Genomic DNA, 17,238 nt, shown 5'->3' on the forward strand with positions numbered 1-17,238 from the left:
TCCTTACAGAGAGGCGCCGCAGCTGCGGCAGAACTTGTCCCCTTTACCGCAGGGCGCGCCGCAGGCGGGGCAGCTGCGGGACTGGCGCAGGTCGGCGATGCGGGATTTGACCTCCTCCACCTTGGCCGCGGTCTCATCGGCCTCGGCCAGCAGCTCTGTCACCGGGTCTCCCTCAGGGGTCTGGCCCCTGTGGGTGTCATACATCACCTGGCCCAGTCGGCGCAGGATGTCGTTGAAATCTCCGTTCAGATCAAAGAGCTGGACATTCAGCTTGGCCACGTCCACCATCTGGCCCGCCTTCTTACCCGCCACCCTGGCGGTGTCGGCGGCGGCGTCGGCGGCCACAGAGGCAGTGCCGCGGATCTTATCCAGCAGTTCCTTCACCTTGTCGTCCATACTATGCGCTCCTTTCCCGCATCTGTATTTCAGTTTCGTCAGAGGGGAGGAGACCCCTCTCCACCCGTGACAGTTCCCTGTTATTTTACACCAATCCCCCTGTGATTGCAACAAATCCCTGTGCAGCCGGCGGTTTTCCGTAAAAAATAGCCCGCCCGCGCCGGGCGCGGACGGGCTGAAGCCGATATTCCGTTACAGGGGACCGATCTTGGAAGGGGGCCACAGGCCGCACACCACCTTGCCCAGCACATAATCCTCGTCGATGGCGCCAAGCCGGGCATCCCGGCTGTCGGTAGACTTGTTCCGATTATCTCCCATCACAAAGATAGAGCCCTCAGGCACCTCCCAGTGGGTCTGAACTCCCGTGGAGTCGTAGGCGGAGGGGGTATAGGGCACCCCCATAGGCTCTCTGATATAGGGCTCGTCCAGAGCCACCCCGTCCACATAGACCGTACTGGTGCCATAGTCGATATCCACGGTCTGACCGCCGGTGGCGATGACCCGCTTGACGATGGCCTTGCCCCCTAAAAACTCAGCCGTGGTCTTGTTGACGACCACGATATCCCCCTGCTGGGGCTGGTAGCCCAGGGACCAGACCAGCATCATCTCCCCGTGCTGCAGGGTGTTGTTCATAGACTCTCCATCCACCCGGGTCAGACGGCCCAAGCAGGTAAACAGCAGCACCGCGGCCAGGACACAGCCCATCAGCATCTGGAGCCACTCATACAGCTCCGACCCCAGAGGCCGCACCTCCTGGGGCTCCTCGTCCTTCTGGTCCAGGAACTGATCCATCTCTTCTGACAAAGGGTATCCCTCCTTCTGTATCACCGTGAAGCCCTGCTATTATAGCCGCTTTTCCATCCAAATTCAACTTATAATTCCAACCGGGTAACCGCAGACGTCCCCTCCAGGGCAGCCCCTTCCCGGCGCTGGCAGGTAAAGAGGAGGACCTGCTGCTCACGGGCCAGCTCCTCCAGCAACTCCAGCGCCAGGACCATCCGCCTGTCGTCAAAGGCGGCCAAGGCGTCGTCCAGCAGGATGGGGGGCTTCTCAGGCAGACATAGGCCGCACACCGCCAGCCGCACCGACAGGTACAGTTGGTCCGCGGTCCCTCGGGACAGGAACAGCGCGTTTCTAGGCGACACATCTTCTATCCGGGCGGCAGCACCCTCCAGCTCCCGGTTCAGTGCCACCGACTGGTACCGCTGCCCGGTGAGCCGGGCCAGATACTGGCCGGACAGCCGGTTCAGCTCCGGGGAGAATCGCTGCTGGAGCTGGGCGTTGGCCTCTTTCAGTGCCTCCAGCGCAACAGCCAGGGCACGATATTCCTCCTGTCGGCGGTCCAGTTGGGCAGCCAGCTCCTCCCGACGGGCAGCCAGGGCCGCCGGATCGCCCACCGCCTTCCGCTGTCCCAGGGCCTGATTCAGGTCCTGGTCAGTCTGGGCCAGCCGGCGCTCCGTCTCCGCCAGGGCCCGCTCTGTTTCCTCCGGTGTCCGGGCGGGGGGCTCCGCCTCTCCAACGGGTTCAGGCAGCCCGCCTCCCTGGGCCTCTAAGTCATCCAGACGGCGGCGGCGCTCCTCCACCCGCTCCCGCGCCAGGGACAGCTCGTGGTCCAGATTCAGCCCTCTGGACAGGGCGGCGGAGCAGCCGAACAGGTCGGTGACCTGGGGGGAGAAAGTGTGGACAAAGTCCAACAGGTCCGTCCGGCTGTTGTCCCGGCGGGCCTGCCGGTCGCTCAACGTTCCCCGGATGGTCCGAACCTGGCGGGCCGCCTCTTCCGCCGCCTGGCACCGCCGCCGGTAGTCCTGGGCCAGTTCCTCCAGCTCCTGGGGGGACTGCACCCGGTACCGCTCCAGCAGCTTGGCGCACCGGTCCTCCCAGGCCCGTCGGCCGGTGTGGTTGACAAACCCCGCCATCAAGGTGAGCAGAAAGATGAAGCCCCCGGCGTAGAGGGGATAGGACAGCAGTTGTCCCTCCCGGACCCCGCCGACCACACCGGCAATCAGGGCAAACAGCAGGCCCAGAGCAGGGAACAGCTTGGATGCCATCCCCTTGACCCGCGCGGTGGCCAGACCGGTGTTGTAGTCGGACAGGGCCTTCTGGACGGCCTGGACCCCCTCCTCCCAGGTCATGCCAGGAAAGCGGTCGTCCTGGGCCGCGATCTGTGCCTGGACATAGACCTCCTCCGCCTCCTTCCGGGCCGCCTCGCCCTGGCGCAGTTCCTCGTCCAGCACCTTCAAATATTGCAGCTCTCCCTGTGCCTTCTTCAGCAGGTCCTTGTCGGGCAGCGGGCCGTATTTGGCCGTCTCCCCCTCCAGGGTGGCCAGTTGGCTCCTGGCCGCCTCAAGCTCCTCCCTGGCCTGGGCAAAGCGCCGGTCCAGCTCTCGCTGGGCCAATCGGCGGTGGGTCGCCCGCTCGGCGGCCAGCAGGTCTCTACGGGCGGACAGGGCGGTCCGCTCCCCCTCCAGCAGGGCGATGCGGCCGGACAGCTCCTCCAACTGCTCCAGGGCCTGGTCCACCTCCCGCAGCTCTCCCTCCAGCCTGGGGATCAGCCCCACGCTTCGGTTGACCTTTCGGCGGTTGAGCCACTCCCGCAGCCTCCCCTCGGTCTGGGAGTAGGACACGTCCTCCTCCCCGGAGGACACCAGCGCGGCAATACGCCGCTCCAGCTCCGGGGCCGCTGTAACCGCCAGGTCTCCACCCGATCCAATGAAGGCCGACCGCTCAAAGACCTCCCGTCCCACACCGGTGAGCAGCTCGCCGCAGTTGGCGGCAGTCAGGCCGGGGACCGCCTCCTCCGTCCCGGTGTAGACGGCGGAAAAGGCCCCGAAGGGAGCGCTGCCCTTGGGACCCCGGCGGAGGGTGATGTCCCGGCCCTGCCACTCCAGGTCCATAGTCCCCTCCATGGGGGCGCCGGACCAGGGCTGATACCGGTTCTTGTCCGCCAAATACCCCTTTTTATCCCGGTCCCGGGTATCGATGCCATAGAGCATAGCCTTCCAAAAGGCGGCCCAGGTGGATTTGCCCCCCTCGTTGGGGGCATAGATCAGATTTAAGCCATCCCCCAGCTCCAGCCGGGCGTGGTCCAGCTTGCCGAAAGTGGCCGTCATGGATCTTATCTTCATAGGGACACATCCTCCCCGCCCTCCAGGGCGGCCAGGCCGAACCGGGCGGCCATCTGATAGGTCCGCTCCTCCGGCTCCTCTTGACATTTTGTCCACATGGCCCGGAGAAAGAGGCCAGTCAGGGTGTCCTCCTCCCGCCGTTTCCACAGGTCTGTGGGCAGTCTTGTCTGGTCCCGGAGGGTCAGGCCGTAAAACCGGGGAGCCAGTTCCCGCTCCAGCGCCGGCAGATTTGGGCTCTCTCCCTCGCCGGTGAGCACAATGCGGTAAATGTGCTCGCTGGTGTCCTGGGGCAGGGCGGCCAGTACGGCCTCCAGCGGTTCCTTTCCCGTAACATCCACCGGCAGAATCTCATACCGGCGGCGGCCCAGGGGGAGGAGCTGGGCCTGGGCCCGGTCCTCCTCCAGCTCTACATAGAGCACGCCCTTCTGTCCCAGCTCGTCAAAGCCGCGGCCCTCCGGGCAGCCGGGATAGGCCCAGAAGGTCCGGCCCGCCCGCCGCAGGCCGCTCCCCTGGTGGATATGGCCCAGGGCCAGGTAGTCCAGGCCGCTGGTCTCGATCTCGGCGGGGGAGAGGGGCCCATACTCGCTCTGGGGCGCCGTGTCGCCGTGGACGCACATGATCTGCACACCCTTCCCCTCTGGGGCCCGGAAGCCGGCCAGCGGGCTGTCTGTCTGGCGGCTGTCATAAAAGGCCCGGCCCCAGACCGTGCAGCCCAACTGGGGCAGCTCTACCGCCTCCATCTGTGGGGAGGAGAAAATATGGACGTTTTCCGGCCAGTCCAGGGTGGCGTACACCGACCGGGGGGACCAGAAATCGTGGTTTCCCGGAGAGAGGAACACCGGGCAGGGGATGTCCCCCAGGGCCCGGGCCAGGGCCTGAGCCGTCTCCTGAAAGACCCGCTCCGAGTCCAGCAGATCTCCGGCCAGCAGCACCAGGTCGGCCGCCCTCTCCCGTGCCGCCTGGGCCATGCGGCCCAGCAGCTCCCTCTGCTCTCCCCGCCGCCGTGCCGCCTGGTCCGGGGAGAGGCCAGAAAAGGGGCTGTCCAGGTGGAAGTCAGCCCCATGGATTATTCTAATCATGATTATTCCTCCAGGTCCGCCCGGCGGACCTCCACGCACCGCTTCTTCTCCGTGTCGATGGTAAACAGGCAGGCGTTGAGCTTGCAGTTCCCCTCCGCCTCCTCATACCGCCGGGGCAGTCCTCCCAGGAACAGATTGATGGAGTGCTCCGGCCGTATGCCCAGCACGGACCGCTTGGGACCTGTCATTCCAAGGTCGGTGACAAAGCCCGTGCCCTTGGGCAGGATCTGGCAGTCGGCGGTGGGCACATGGGTGTGGGTGCCCCAGACGGCCTGGACCCTCCCATCCAGATACCAGGCCATGGCCCCCTTCTCGCTGGTGGCCTCGGCGTGGAAGTCTACCAGGGCCAGGTCGTAGTCCTGCCCCCGGAGGAGGAAATTGGTGGCCTTAAAGGGGCTATCCAGGTTGGGGTTCAGCTCCACCCGGCCCATCAGGTTCAGGACAGCGACGCGCTGGCCCTGGCACTGGTATATCCCCATTCCCCGGCCCGGCACCCGGCCGGCGTAGTTGGCCGGACGGAGGATATGGGGGTCCTTGTCCAAAAATTCGCCGATCTGGATACGGTTCCAGGTGTGGTTGCCCAGGGTGATAACGTCGGCCCCCGCCTCCAGCATCCGCCGGGCCTGGGCGGGGGTGATGCCCACACCAGAGGCGTTCTCCCCATTGACCACGGCAAAGTGGGCCCCGGTGTCCTCCCGCAGCTCCCGCAGCCGGCGGGCCAGGATATCCTGGCCTCCCTCGCCCACCACATCCCCCACGGCCAGTATCTTCAACAGCATAACAAAGCCCCTCCTCCAAGTTGGTACCACTTCTATTCAAATGGATTATACCGTATCCCAGGCCGGTCCGCAACCACCGGAGGCAAAAGAAAGCGCCGCCCATGGAGGTCATGGGCGGCACGGAGGGCCTGATTGCGGGGCGGAGGGGCAGATCAATAGGCCAGCTTCTCCTCCAGCCAGCCCTTCAGCCCGCTGATGGGAACACGGACCTGCGCTCCCACACAAAGCTCGCTTTGTGTGGGGCCCCAAGGCAATTAAAATCCTCGGACGGAATGGATCCGCCCTCCGGAAATTCTCCCTGCGGTCGAATTTTTAAACCGCCGCTTCAGCAGGCGGCATGGAGCAGGTGGCGGCCGTCTGCTTAATAGGCCAGCTTCTCCTCCAGCCAGCCCTTCAGCTCGCTGATGGGAACACGGACCTGCTCCATGGTGTCCCGGTCCCGGATGGTAACGGCGTTGTCCGCCTCATCGGTGTCGCTGCCCACGGTCTGGAAGTCCACAGTGATGCAGTAGGGGGTGCCGATCTCGTCCTGCCGGCGGTAACGCTTGCCGATGGAGCCGGCGTCGTCGTAGTCCACCATGAAATACTTGGACAGCTCGGCCTGGATCTCCCGGCCCTTGTCGGCCAGCTTCTTGGACAGGGGAAGCACGGCGCACTTGAAGGGGGCCAGGGCAGGGTGGAGGCGCAGGACAGTGCGGACATCGTTCTTCTCGGCATCCACCACCTCCTCGTCATAGGCGTCCACCAGGAAGGCCAGTGTCACCCGGTCGGCGCCCAGGGAGGGCTCCACCACATAGGGGATATAGTGCTCGTTCTTCTCCTGGTCGAAGTAGGTCATGTCCTTGCCGGAGGTGTTCTGGTGGGCGGTCAGGTCGAAGTTGGTCCGGCTGGCCACGCCCCACAGCTCGCCCCAGCCGAAGGGGAATACGAACTCAAAGTCAGTGGTGGCGTTGGAGTAGTGGGACAGCTCCTCCGGGTCGTGGTCCCGCAGGCGTAAATTCTCATCCCTCATGCCCAGGTTCAACAGCCACTGATGGCAGAAGTCCTTCCAGTAGGCGAACCATTCCAGCTCGGTGCCGGGGGTGCAGAAGAACTCCAGCTCCATCTGCTCAAATTCACGGGTACGGAAGGTGAAGTTTCCGGGGGTGATCTCGTTGCGGAAGGACTTGCCCACCTGGCACACGCCGAAGGGCAGCTTCCGGCGGGTGGTGCGCTGGACGTTCTGGAAGTTGACAAAGATGCCCTGGGCGGTTTCGGGGCGGAGGTAGACGGTGTTTTTTGCGTCCTCGGTAACACCCTGGAAGGTCTTGAACATCAGGTTGAACTGGCGGATGTCGGTCCAGTTGTGCTTGCCGCAGGAGGGGCAGGGGATGTTGTGCTCCTCCACAAACTCCTTCATCTGGGCCTGGCTCATGGCGTCCACGCTGTGGCCCAGGTCAAAGCTGTTCTCCTGGCACCAATCCTCGATGACCTTGTCGGCGCGGAAGCGTTCCTTACACTCCTTGCAGTCCATCAGGGGGTCGGAGAAGCCGCCCACGTGGCCGGAGGCCACCCACACCTGGGGATTCATCAAAATGGCGGCGTCCAGGCCCACGTTGTAGGGGTTCTCCTGAACGAACTTCTTCCACCATGCCTTTTTCACATTGTTTTTCAGCTCCACACCCAGGGGGCCGTAGTCCCAGGTGTTGGCCAGTCCGCCGTAGATCTCGCTGCCGGAGAAAATGAAGCCCCGGCCCTTACACAGGTTGACGATCTTCTCCATGGTCTTTTCGGTGTTTTTCATGGTAACTGCTCCTTTTCATCATACTGTTTGATTGGCTCAGAGCAAAAAAAGCGCCCCGAGCCCTTTGGGCTCAGGGCGAATATGTTACAAATATCCGCGGTTCCACCTGAATTCGTGTCTGGCTGACACGCGCTTCGTTCCCGGTAACGGCGGGGGGACCGGCGGGCCATTTCCTGCCCGCGCTCCAGAGGCGCCTTCCCTTCGCGGCTTTGGAGGATTTTCACCAGCCATCCTCTCTCTGAAGCCCCGCCGCTGGGTACTATTCTCTGTCCTTGCTTTGAAGCGTATTGTATGACAGTTTTTCCCCGTTGTCAAGGGAATTTACGGTTTTTTGGCCCCGTCAGCCCCGTTTTTTTCCATCCGCTCCAGATGGGCCTTCAGGAGCAGATTGATATAGCTGGACAAAGAGCGGTCCTCTCTTTCAGCCAGGCGCTTTGTCTGCTCCAGTACCGGGTCATCCAATGTAATACTGATTTTTGTTTTAAGCGGCTTCATACTTATCACCATATACGACTATACTATCAAATAGTATTTAATATTGACGAATCCTATCGAATCGCCTATAATCGTACTAAAAGAGGTGATGCATATGTATTCCAATGATTTTGAAGCCGCCTTCTCCTGCTTTTTAGAGCGGAGGGACTATGACGAGGCGGCGAACCAGATGTTCACCCTGGCCCGTCTGGCCTTTGCCGCTGGATGGCAGGCGGCGGGGGGGACCCCGCCTCAGGAGGAGCCCATCTTTACCCTCCTCCGCGGCGGCGCGGAAGATGGACAGCGTGAAGCGGCCTCTCAGCCGGAAATCGGTTGAGAGGCCGCTTATTTCACACCGGACAAGTCCGGCTCTCTTCATTTGATCTCATAGTCTCGGCCGAACTGGAGCTCACCGAAGTTAATGCGGCTGCCCCGGACTGGGGGCAGATCCTCCTCATCTTCGTCCTCCGCCTCGCCGCCCGGCACGGGGCCAAACTCGGCGGTATCCTCCAGATCCTCAGGCTCCTCCTCCGCCTCCTGGCGGGCCTTCAAATTCTCCGCCGTGGCCTCCAGCATGGCCTGGTTCAGCAATCGCTGAACATTGTCGTCTATCTCGGACACCGTTTCCTCCACCGGATCAGGGGCCGGCTGGGGCTGGGCGTCGGGACACATCTCGCCCAGCTGGTCCAAAAATTCCTCCTGCTTGGCGTGGATGGCCCGCAGCTTATCCACAAAGGCGGCGGTGGCGTTCTTGGCCTGCTGAAGCCGGAACTCCTCCGCCTCCACCTCCTTGGTAATGCTCTCCATACGCTGGCGCGCTTCGCCCTCCGCCTCGTGGATCAGGGCGGCACGCTTCTGCTCCGCCTCCCGGACCAGATCATCCGCCCGGCGCTGGGCGATCATAAAGGCCTGCCGCATGGCGTCCTCGGTGGCCCGGTACTCCTCCACCTTGTCGGCCAACACCTTCATCTTGCTTTTCAGCACGGCGTTCTCGCTGTACAGGGCGGAGTAATCCGCCGTCAGAATATCCAAAAATTCGTCCACCTGGGACATATTGTAGCCGTTGAAGGTGGCCTTTTGAAAGGCGCGCTCAGACACTTCCTGGGGCGTAAGCATAGTGTGATCCCTCCTAAAATCTTTCTACTGCCAAAAGGGAAGCGGGCCGACGGGTATGCCGGCCCTTCCAATTTACGGCGCTTGCCGCGCCGCCCCATCCGTGACGGGGCTTGGGCGGCAATCTCAGAAATATAGCCCGTTGTTCTCCAGTTCGTCGATCAGGTCGCCCAGGATATCCACGTTGTAAGGGGTGATGATATAGGTGGAGATGGCCACCTTTTTGATCTTGCCCTCGTTGGCGTAGGCCACGCCGGACAGGAAGTCCAGCAGGCGGCGGGCGATCTCCTTGTTGGTGGACTCCAGGTTCAGCACCACCGTTCGCTTCTCCCGCAGATGGTCGGCGATGGCGGAGGCGTCCTCAAACTTCTCCGGTTTGACCAGCACCACCTGGAGCTGGGTCGCCGCCCGGATGTTGACCACCTTGTTGCTCCGGCGCTCCTCCTCCTGGGAGGAGCCGTACAGGGTGTCCACATTCCGGGAGGACCGCTCCAACCGCTCGGGCCGCTCCCGGCGCTCTGCCCGTGGGGCGGGGGCGTCGAAGTCGTCAAAGCCATCAAAGTCGTCGTCGGGCTCCTCGTCCTCATAGGGGTGGGCCAAACGCTTAAATTCGTCAAAAAGTCCCATCACACGTTCCTCTTTTCTTCAGCGCGTCATTTGTGTATGTCCGTCCGGGGCGTGCCCATGGGAGGCCGGGGCCCAAACAGGGCGGTGCCCACCCGGACAAGAGTAGATCCCTCGGCGATGGCGTCGGCGTAGTCGCCGCTCATCCCCATGGACAGACAGTCTATACTAGCTTGATTATCCGACATTTTCTCCTTTATGTCAACAAAAAGCTGTCGCATGGCCTGAAAATATGGCCGGTTGGAACCAATTTCCAGTGAGACCGGAGGAATAGCCATCAGGCCCCGGAGCCGGACATGGGGAAGCTGGGCCGTCAGCTGGGCCAGCTCCTCCGCCTCCTGAGGGGAGCAGCCTCCCTTGCTCTCCTCGCCGGCGATGTTGACCTCCAGCAAGATGTCCTGGACGATGCCCAACTTCTCCGCCTGGCTGTGGATGGCCCGGAGCAGGCGCTCCGAGTCCACCGAATGGATGAGCTCCACCTTTCCCACCACCTGCTTGACCTTGTTGGTCTGGAGGTGGCCGATAAAGTGGACCCTGGCCCCCTCATAGGCCCCGGCCTCCAGGTGGGCGGTCAGCTCTTGAACCCGGTTTTCCCCGCACACCTGGACCCCGGCGGCAATAGCCGCCCGGATGGTTTCGTCCGTCTGTACCTTGGTGGCGGCACACAGGGTGATCTCACCCGGCGTCCGGCCGGCGTCAGCCGCCGCCTGGGCGATTTTTGCCCGCACCGCCTGAATATTTTGTGCCAGCTCCATAAAATATGACCTTCTCTCTATCTCAAGGGATCTTCCCCTTTTAATCCTCTCTAGAATTGAAGCAGTTGGCCGTCAAACAGTCCGATGGCCTGGGTGATGACCTCATCCCCGGCCCGCAGGGCATCGCTGCTGGTGGAAGTAGGCTTGACCACATAGTAGTCGCCGCCCTCCGTCACCACCTGGATGCCCTTAAACTCCGCCCGGCCGGCCACCAGCACATAGACGCCCAGCTTGCTGACCTCCCGCTCCTCGCCGGTCTCCTCATCTTTCTGGGTAGATTTTATCATGCGGACCGCCTCCTTGGGCACCCGCAGGCCGGAGAAGCTCTCAAAAATCAGCTCTGCCGTCTGATGGCGCAGCAGAGTGGTACGGGCCAGATACCGGTCCGAGGAAAAGACCACCAGGGTCACCTCTCCCTCTGTGGGACCCACCTGCTCCACCCGCATGTCCACGTCCTGGGAGAAGTCCCCGGTAAACCGGAGGAGGGCCGTTCCCCCCTCCCGCAGCCGCTCCGCCGCCTCGTTGGGCAGGCTGGCGGCAAAGTACCACCGGTCGGAGGTGATAAGCTTGCCCACCGCGCCCTCGTCGGCGCTCTGGCTGTCCATCATGGCGGCCAGGGAGGAGGGGGTGAGCTGGAACACCGTTTCCGGAGTCAGCAAGCTCTCATAGCCGTCCACCAGGCTGGAGAACACGCCGGACCGGTCGGCGGTGATCCGGGTCGTGGCCCCGGAAGACTGCTTGTACAGGGCGGAACGCTGGCTCTTCAGGCTCTGGAGCTGGGCCGTCAAATCGGCGGAGGTGAGGCCGTCGCCGTAGGTATAGCCCCGCTTCAGGACGCCGCTCTTTACCTCTCGCACCTGATCCTCCAGATCGGCGTAGTCCCCCAGGGCCGTAGAGGCCCGCAGAGATACCACGGACTGGAGGATATCCTCATCCAGCCGGGCGGCCGACTCCACGTCGCCGCTCTGGGCGGCGGCATATTGGAGCAGCTCGATCTCCATGGACAGCCTGTCCAGCTCGGCCTGGTCGGCCTGGGCCTGGCTGTCCCGGTAGATGAGAGCCACGGTCTGGCCCACGCCCACCTTCTCTCCCTCGGTCCGGGTCACGTCCAGGATGCCGGCCTGACCGGACAGCGCCTTCTCCTCACGGACCAGCAGGCCATCGGCCTCCACGCTGTCGTTGACCGTGTAGGAGTAGGCCAGAGTGGTGGTGAAGGGGTCGTTCAAGGTGTCAAAGACGTAGTAGCCAAAGTAGATGGCCAGCGCCCCGGCGATGAGGACCATCACCAGTGTGATGACAGATTGTCCTTGCTTCATGGGTATTCTCTCTTTCTGTACAGCGTGCCTGCCCCGGCGGAACCCCGGAGGCCCCGCAATTCACAGCCCTGGAGCCACTAGACCGCCCTTGGGACAGGCGGTGGTCATTCCTGCTCCCCCGGATCGCACAGGGGCACAGGCCGCTCCGGGACGATGGTGGAAATGGCGTGTTTATAAATGATCTGCTGCTTTTCCCATGGGGGGCAAGCCCCCATGGGGTCCCGTTTTTTTATATCCTCGGGGCAAATGAATTGCCCCTCCGGAAATTGCCGGCTCGGCCGGCAATTTTACGCGCTTCGCGCGGGTCGCTGGCGCTCCCGCGGCAAGCAGCAGATTAGTCTCCCTCCCCGGGCTCGCACAGGGGCACCGGCCGCTCCGGAACGATGGTGGAAATGGCGTGTTTATAAATGATCTGCTGCTTGCCATCGCTGGTCAGCACTACAGTAAAGGCGTCAAATCCGGTGACATAGCCCCGCATCTGAAAGCCGTTCATCAAAAACATGGTGACGGGCCGGCGGTCCCGGCGGACCTGGGTCAGGAAGATCTCTTGAAGGTTGTTGGTTTTCTGCATGATATGTAGCACTCCTTTTTTCTTTAAGGGGGAAACCCGATTTGTTTTCCACCCTTGAGTGCTTCCACTATATACCAAAATCTTCCAGATATCCTGTCGAAACCTGGAGGGCCTGGGCAAAATTTGGCTCAGAGTCCCAGGTGATCCATTTGGCCGCCCCGTTCCGGCGGAACCAGGTGAGCTGCCGCTTGGCGTACTGACGGGAGCGCAGCTGGATCTCCCTCGCGGCCCGGTCCACATCCCCGTCCCCCCGCAGGGCGGCGGCCATCTCCTTATAGCCGATGGCCTGCATGGCAGTGCACTTCTCCGGCACGCCGCTGTCCAGCAGGGAGCGGACCTCCTGTGCCAGCCCCCGTTCCATCATTTCGTCCACCCGGCGGTCGATGCGGGCCCACATATCCTCCCGGCGCTGAAAGGCCAGGGTGATGGTCAGGGCGTCATAGCGGGGGGGCAGGGCGAGGGTCTCCCTGTTGTGCTGGGTGATGGTCTTTCCCGTGGACAGATAGACCTCCAGGGCACGGACGATCCGCTTCTCATCGTTGGGGTGGAGGCGGGCGGCGGTATCCGGGTCCGCCCTGGCCAGCTCGTCCAGCAGGGCCTGGCCCCCCTCCCGCCGGACCCGCTCCTCCAGTTGGGCACGGAGGGCGCTGTCCGGGTCAAAGTGGGCGAAGGTCCGCCCGGAAAGCAGGGAGTCGATATACAGTCCGGTCCCTCCGGCCACGATGGGCAGACCGCCCCGGGCGAGAATGTCGTCCACACAGCGGGCGGCCATGTCCACATACCGGGCCACAGAGAAGTTTTCTTCCGGCTCGGCCACATCCAGCATATGGTGGGGCACATCCTCCATCTCCTCATGGGTGGGCTTGGCGGTGCCGATGTCCATGCGGCGGTAGATCTGCATGGAGTCGGCGGACACCACCTCGCCGCCCCGGGCCTTGGCCAGCGCCACCGCCAGCTTTGTCTTGCCGGAGGCGGTGGGGCCGCTGATGACTAAGATTTTTGGGGGCATAAGAGCCACCTCCGCTGTCAGTTACGTTGTCTTGGGCATAGGCCACATGGTCACCCCGTCCCGCGCCGCCCGGAGGAGCCCTAAAAACCCGTCCATTTGAGTATTAAAGCACCTGCTGCCTGCCTGTAAAAGGGCTTCCTTGTCCTCCGGGTCCATATAGAGGGTATCAGCGGCCATAGCCTCATTGATCCAGGGGGAGGCGCCCCCTATTGTGCCGAACACATCGCCGGCATTGACTTCTATCCTATGCCAGCCCCCGCCCTGGGGGGCCTCTCCCACCTGGATGGAATCTTTTTCCCGCATAGCCAAAGCGTTGCGGAGGGCCAGATCTCCCAGCACCAGCTTGGTAAAGGCGGGGCTGTTGGTGGTGATGATCCGGCCACGGGTGGCCTCAGGATATCCAAACTCCATATCTCCGCCCACGAGACCCATCACGTTCTGAACCCCCGCCCCCACCACGCTCTTGGCCCGGATGTGTAACGTATACTCCCCATCCAGCCACACCATGGTCCGGGCCCTCAGCACGTCTCTGCTGCTCCCTCCGGTGAATTCCGTGTCAAACCAGACCAGAAGGGGGGTCTTTTCCCCCTCCGCCAGTACCAGATATCCGTCCCAGCAGGAGTCTCCGTTGCCGAAGAAATAGCCGCCCCGCTCCTGCTGGTAGCGCGCCAGATACCGATTCCATTCGATCGCCATGGATCTTCACCTCCAACCACCGGGGGCGGTCTGCCGCCCCTCGCTTTTCGACGCTCCGTTTCCTTATGGAAAGGGGGCTTCCACGCCGGGAGCCCTTTTTTGATTTCTCCTCGGGGGAAAATAGATTCCCCCCTGCGGCGGCTGCGCCTGTAAAATATTGCCCTATCAGGCTCTTTTGAACTGTTTTTCCAATTCCTTTTTCGTCAGCTCGATGGCTACCGGCCGACCGTGAGGACAATATTTTACGCTGCCCTCCATGACCGCCTGGGCCACCCGCTCCAGCTCCTGAAGACTGGTCTTCCAGCCCCCCTTGATGGCCGCCTTGCAGGCCATGGTGTGGAGCAGCTCATCCCGGGCGGCGGCGGGGTCCGCCCCGCCCGTAGTCAGCAGCTTTTGGGCGATCTCCTCCAGAGTGGCGGGGATATCCTCCACCGCCACGTCAAAGGGGGCCTGACGGACCGCCAGGTCCTGCCCCAGCTGGTCCACCTCAAAGCCGAACTCCTCCAGCAGCGCCCCGTGGGCCAGCAGGACCTCCCGCTCCTGGGCGGACAGGCGGCAGATGGCGGGGGCCAGCAGGCTTTGGGCCATGGGGTCATAGCCCGACGCCTTCATCCGGTCAAAGTTCATCCGCTCATGGGCGGCGTGCTTGTCGATCAAATACACCGTGTCCCCCCGCTCCACGATGATATAGGTGTTGAGCACCTCCCCGGCCAAGCGCCAGCCCTCCTCCTGGGGGATAAGGGGGGTGTCCCCGGCGGAGGCGTCCCGCTCTTGACCAGGCCGCTCCTCCGCCACTGTCACTTGCGGCGGAGCCTCCTGATTCCTACGGGGCAGCTCCCCCTGCCCGGTGGAATCGCCCTTTTGCGGAATGGGGCTCCCTGTGGCGCGGCCGGGCGCCTCCTCCCGCCTCGCCGGGGCGGCCGGGGTCAGGACGGCGGCCAGAGGGCTGGGGCTGAAGCGCCCAACGGGCTTCCTCTCTCCGGCGGGGACGGCCGGCCGACCCTGGTAGCTGGTGTCATGGACCTGGACCACGCCGGACGGGACGCTCTCCCGGCGGGGGGGCTGGGGTAGGACGGGGGGCCTTTCCCCCTGCCGTTCCTCCGCCGCCCAGGACGGACCTCCGAGCCGGGTCTGGTTCGGCGTAACCGTGTCCTGGGGCCTCACCCCGGCCAGGACGGTGTTTTTCAGCTCCACCTGGGGGTGGGAGCGGTCGCTCTCCAGGGCGGAGAGGACCGCGTGGTATATGGCGGAAAATACCTGGCGCTCCTGGCCGAACTTCACCTCGGTCTTGGCGGGGTGGACGTTCACATCCACAGCGGACAGCTTTAACTCCAGATGGAGGACACAGCCTGGAAATTTGCCCACCATCTTCTGGTTTTGATAGGCCTGCTCCAGGGCGGCGGCCATCAGCGGGCTTTTCACCTGGCGGCCGTTGACGAAAAAGAACTGCCAGCTCCGGCTGCCCCGGCAGCAGGCGGGCATGGACACGAAGCCGGTCACAGTCATATCCTCGCCGCTGGCCTTCACCGGGCGGAAGCCCAGTGCCAGCTCCCGGCCCAGGACAGAATAGACGGCGGACTGGAGCTGTCCGTCACCGGGGGTGAGCAGCTCCTGCTTGCCGTCCCTGATAAATTTCACACTCACCTCCGGGTGGGACAGGGCCGCCCGCTGGACCACGGCAAAGACGGCCGCCCCCTCGGCGGCGTCCTTTTTCATGAATTTCAGCCGGGCGGGGGTGTTGTAGAACAGGTCCCGCACCACCATGGTGGTGCCCAGGGGGCAGCCCGCCTCCTCCACCTGTCCCGGTACTCCGCCCTCCAGGGCCAGGGAGGCCCCCAGAGGGGCGTCCGCTGTCCGGGTCATCACCTCCACACGGGACACGGCGGAGATGGCGGCCAGAGCCTCCCCCCGGAAACCCAGGGTGCCAATGGCCTCCAGGTCATACTCAGTGCGCAGCTTGCTGGTGGCGTGGCGGAGGAAGGCGGTTTTCAGCTCCCCGGCGGGGATGCCCTTCCCGTCGTCCGTCACCCGGAGGAAGGTCATTCCTCCGTGGGAGATCTCCACCGTGATGGCGGAGGCCCCAGCGTCGATGGCGTTCTCCATCAGCTCCTTGGCCACGCTGGCGGGCCGCTCTACGACTTCACCGGCGGCGATCAGGTCGGCAACATGGGGGTCTAACACTTGGATATTTGGCATGATATACCTCTTTTTCTGTTCTAAGCTGTGGGGCGTTCAGGCCGCTGTGCCTACAACACTGTGGCAACGCTGTCCGGATCCACCGCCGCCCGGCGCGGCTTTTTTGCGTCCAGATAAACAGTGACCGGTCCGGATCTGACCGGCTCCCGCCATATCAGGGGGCTTTGAACGGTGTACTCCCTTCCCTCCCATGTGTATCGGCACGAAACACTCCAGGGGGAATTCTTTCCCGGAAAATTGATCCAGTCATTTTCATTCCAGGTGATAAAAATGTGGCGCCGGATCTCCAGGATCTCTCCCGGAACAGGCTGTCCCTCCGTCAACAGGCGGATGCGGGCGGCTTTTTTACTCCGTGCCCACAGGTCGCACGCCCCTCCAACAGCCAGAATGACCAGTCCCATAGGGAGAAATCCCCGCGCCTCACCCGCTTTCATGGGCAGGTCTAATACATACCCCAGCAGGCCCAGCACAGAAAACAAAGTACCCAGAGCCATAAGTATTAAGGCCGCTATTTGGGATATGGAATCCGGGCTGTTTTTTCCGGCGTTTTTGCGGGACATGGTCAGCCCTCCTCCTGAAACAGCAGCTCTATCATCCGCTCCGGGGCCTCCAGAAACCGCCGTGTCAGCTGATAGTGCTCTGTATCTCGATAGTTCACCTGGGAGATCCCTGTTTCTGACAACTGATAGATACAGGCGCCGGGGTACGCCATCAGGATCGGGGAATGGGTGGCGATGAGAAACTGGGAGTCCCGTCCCACCAGATGGCGGATGTGGACCAGCAGAGTCATCAGCCGGGCAGGGGAGAGGGCGGCCTCCGGCTCGTCCAGCAGGTATAGGCCCTGGCCGCCAAAGCGGTGCTCCACCAGGGAGAGGAAGCTCTCCCCGTGGGACTGCCGGTGGAGGGACACCCCGCCGTAGCTGTCAATGACCCGTCCGCCCGGCCCCGGCTCCTCGTCCATCTCATCGATGTTGGTAGCCACGTTATAGAAGCTCTCCGCCCGAAGAAAAAAGCCGTCCCGTGGGTAGCTCCTTCGCCCCACCGTCAGATAGCGGTGCAGGGGAGAGTGGGTGTCACGGGTGGAAAAGCTGAAATTTCGGGTGCCTCCCTCGGCGTTGAAGCCACAGGCCACCGCAATGGCCTCCAACAGAGTGGATTTGCCCGTGCCGTTCTCCCCCACCAAAAAGGTGACGGGAGCGGGGAAGGTCAGGGGGTGGTCCCGGCCCCCCAGGGCCCGGACGGCCGGGAGGGAGGCAAGATAGCTGTCCGCCGGGACAGGCTGATTTAAGTAGATACGGTCGATATAGCGGCGATCCATGGCG

At 63.1% G+C, this 17,238-nt stretch carries 19 protein-coding genes; 1 reads left to right on the plus strand and 18 read right to left on the minus strand.

Annotated elements, in window-relative coordinates; genetic code table 11:
* Positions 1 to 3 precede the first annotated feature (3 nt).
* The 7 genes from ACEVJK_RS12040 to ACEVJK_RS12070 form a co-directional block, all read right to left on the minus strand.
* A complete protein-coding gene (locus tag ACEVJK_RS12040; protein ID WP_147572468.1) occupies positions 4 to 396 on the minus strand; it encodes a zinc ribbon domain-containing protein in 393 nt (130 codons plus the stop codon).
* Positions 397 to 588: 192 nt separating this feature from the next.
* Entirely contained in the window at positions 589 to 1,200 is a 612-nt protein-coding gene (gene lepB / locus ACEVJK_RS12045; RefSeq protein ID WP_240286383.1) for a signal peptidase I, read from the minus strand.
* Between the two features lie 68 nt (positions 1,201 to 1,268).
* Positions 1,269 to 3,521, minus strand: a complete 2,253-nt coding sequence (locus ACEVJK_RS12050) for an ATP-binding protein (protein WP_240286381.1) — start codon at positions 3,519 to 3,521, stop codon at positions 1,269 to 1,271.
* On the minus strand, positions 3,518 to 4,600 hold the full coding sequence (locus ACEVJK_RS12055; RefSeq protein WP_374740685.1) for an exonuclease SbcCD subunit D: 1,083 nt from the start codon (positions 4,598 to 4,600) through the stop codon (positions 3,518 to 3,520). The genes ACEVJK_RS12050 and ACEVJK_RS12055 overlap by 4 nt, the downstream gene beginning before the upstream one ends.
* A 2-nt stretch (positions 4,601 to 4,602) precedes the next feature.
* Positions 4,603 to 5,379, minus strand: coding sequence for a TIGR00282 family metallophosphoesterase (locus ACEVJK_RS12060; RefSeq protein ID WP_147572471.1), 777 nt, complete (start codon positions 5,377 to 5,379; stop codon positions 4,603 to 4,605).
* A 361-nt stretch (positions 5,380 to 5,740) separates the two neighbouring features.
* Positions 5,741 to 7,162: a glycine--tRNA ligase gene (locus ACEVJK_RS12065; protein ID WP_147572472.1), complete on the minus strand. Its 1,422-nt coding sequence runs from the start codon at positions 7,160 to 7,162 to the stop codon at positions 5,741 to 5,743.
* Positions 7,163 to 7,483: 321 nt separating this feature from the next.
* Positions 7,484 to 7,657, minus strand: coding sequence for a ribbon-helix-helix domain-containing protein (locus ACEVJK_RS12070; RefSeq protein ID WP_240286377.1), 174 nt, complete (start codon positions 7,655 to 7,657; stop codon positions 7,484 to 7,486).
* A 94-nt stretch (positions 7,658 to 7,751) separates the two neighbouring features.
* On the opposite strand from ACEVJK_RS12070, the gene ACEVJK_RS12075 reads away from it, so the two are divergent.
* Positions 7,752 to 7,973, plus strand: coding sequence for a hypothetical protein (locus tag ACEVJK_RS12075; protein ID WP_147572474.1), 222 nt, complete (start codon positions 7,752 to 7,754; stop codon positions 7,971 to 7,973).
* A 38-nt stretch (positions 7,974 to 8,011) separates the two neighbouring features.
* Here ACEVJK_RS12075 and ACEVJK_RS12080 read toward each other — a convergent pair whose 3' ends face one another.
* The 11 genes from ACEVJK_RS12080 to ACEVJK_RS12130 all read right to left on the minus strand — a co-directional run bounded on the left by ACEVJK_RS12080 (position 8,012) and on the right by ACEVJK_RS12130 (position 17,234).
* A complete protein-coding gene (locus tag ACEVJK_RS12080; protein WP_374740686.1) occupies positions 8,012 to 8,752 on the minus strand; it encodes a DivIVA domain-containing protein in 741 nt (246 codons plus the stop codon).
* Between the two features lie 123 nt (positions 8,753 to 8,875).
* A complete protein-coding gene (locus ACEVJK_RS12085; protein ID WP_147572476.1) occupies positions 8,876 to 9,376 on the minus strand; it encodes a cell division protein SepF in 501 nt (166 codons plus the stop codon).
* A gap of 26 nt (positions 9,377 to 9,402) precedes the next feature.
* Positions 9,403 to 10,128 (minus strand): YggS family pyridoxal phosphate-dependent enzyme, encoded by a 726-nt coding sequence (locus ACEVJK_RS12090; protein ID WP_240286373.1) that lies wholly within the window; start codon positions 10,126 to 10,128, stop codon positions 9,403 to 9,405.
* 50 nt (positions 10,129 to 10,178) lie between these two features.
* Positions 10,179 to 11,444 carry an HlyD family efflux transporter periplasmic adaptor subunit gene (locus tag ACEVJK_RS12095; protein WP_147572478.1) on the minus strand — a complete coding sequence of 422 codons (1,266 nt, stop codon included), beginning with the start codon at positions 11,442 to 11,444 and terminating at the stop codon, positions 10,179 to 10,181.
* Positions 11,445 to 11,548: 104 nt separating this feature from the next.
* On the minus strand, positions 11,549 to 11,659 hold the full coding sequence (locus ACEVJK_RS12100; protein WP_374740687.1) for an RNA chaperone Hfq: 111 nt from the start codon (positions 11,657 to 11,659) through the stop codon (positions 11,549 to 11,551).
* 119 nt (positions 11,660 to 11,778) lie between these two features.
* Complete coding sequence (gene hfq / locus ACEVJK_RS12105; protein WP_147572480.1) at positions 11,779 to 12,015, minus strand: RNA chaperone Hfq; 237 nt, start codon at positions 12,013 to 12,015, stop codon at positions 11,779 to 11,781.
* A gap of 67 nt (positions 12,016 to 12,082) precedes the next feature.
* A complete protein-coding gene (gene miaA / locus ACEVJK_RS12110) occupies positions 12,083 to 13,024 on the minus strand; it encodes a tRNA (adenosine(37)-N6)-dimethylallyltransferase MiaA (RefSeq protein ID WP_374740688.1) in 942 nt (313 codons plus the stop codon).
* A gap of 21 nt (positions 13,025 to 13,045) precedes the next feature.
* Entirely contained in the window at positions 13,046 to 13,720 is a 675-nt protein-coding gene (locus ACEVJK_RS12115; protein WP_240286369.1) for a hypothetical protein, read from the minus strand.
* Positions 13,721 to 13,885: 165 nt separating this feature from the next.
* Positions 13,886 to 15,916, minus strand: coding sequence for a DNA mismatch repair endonuclease MutL (gene mutL / locus ACEVJK_RS12120; protein WP_374740689.1), 2,031 nt, complete (start codon positions 15,914 to 15,916; stop codon positions 13,886 to 13,888).
* A gap of 50 nt (positions 15,917 to 15,966) precedes the next feature.
* Positions 15,967 to 16,476, minus strand: a complete 510-nt coding sequence (locus ACEVJK_RS12125) for a hypothetical protein (RefSeq protein ID WP_147572485.1) — start codon at positions 16,474 to 16,476, stop codon at positions 15,967 to 15,969.
* A gap of 2 nt (positions 16,477 to 16,478) precedes the next feature.
* Complete coding sequence (locus ACEVJK_RS12130) at positions 16,479 to 17,234, minus strand: AAA family ATPase (protein ID WP_374740690.1); 756 nt, start codon at positions 17,232 to 17,234, stop codon at positions 16,479 to 16,481.
* Positions 17,235 to 17,238 lie beyond the last annotated feature (4 nt).

This window comes from Flintibacter sp. P01028, assembly GCF_041925235.1.
In the GTDB taxonomy this organism is placed as follows: domain Bacteria; phylum Bacillota; class Clostridia; order Oscillospirales; family Oscillospiraceae; genus Lawsonibacter; species Lawsonibacter aceti.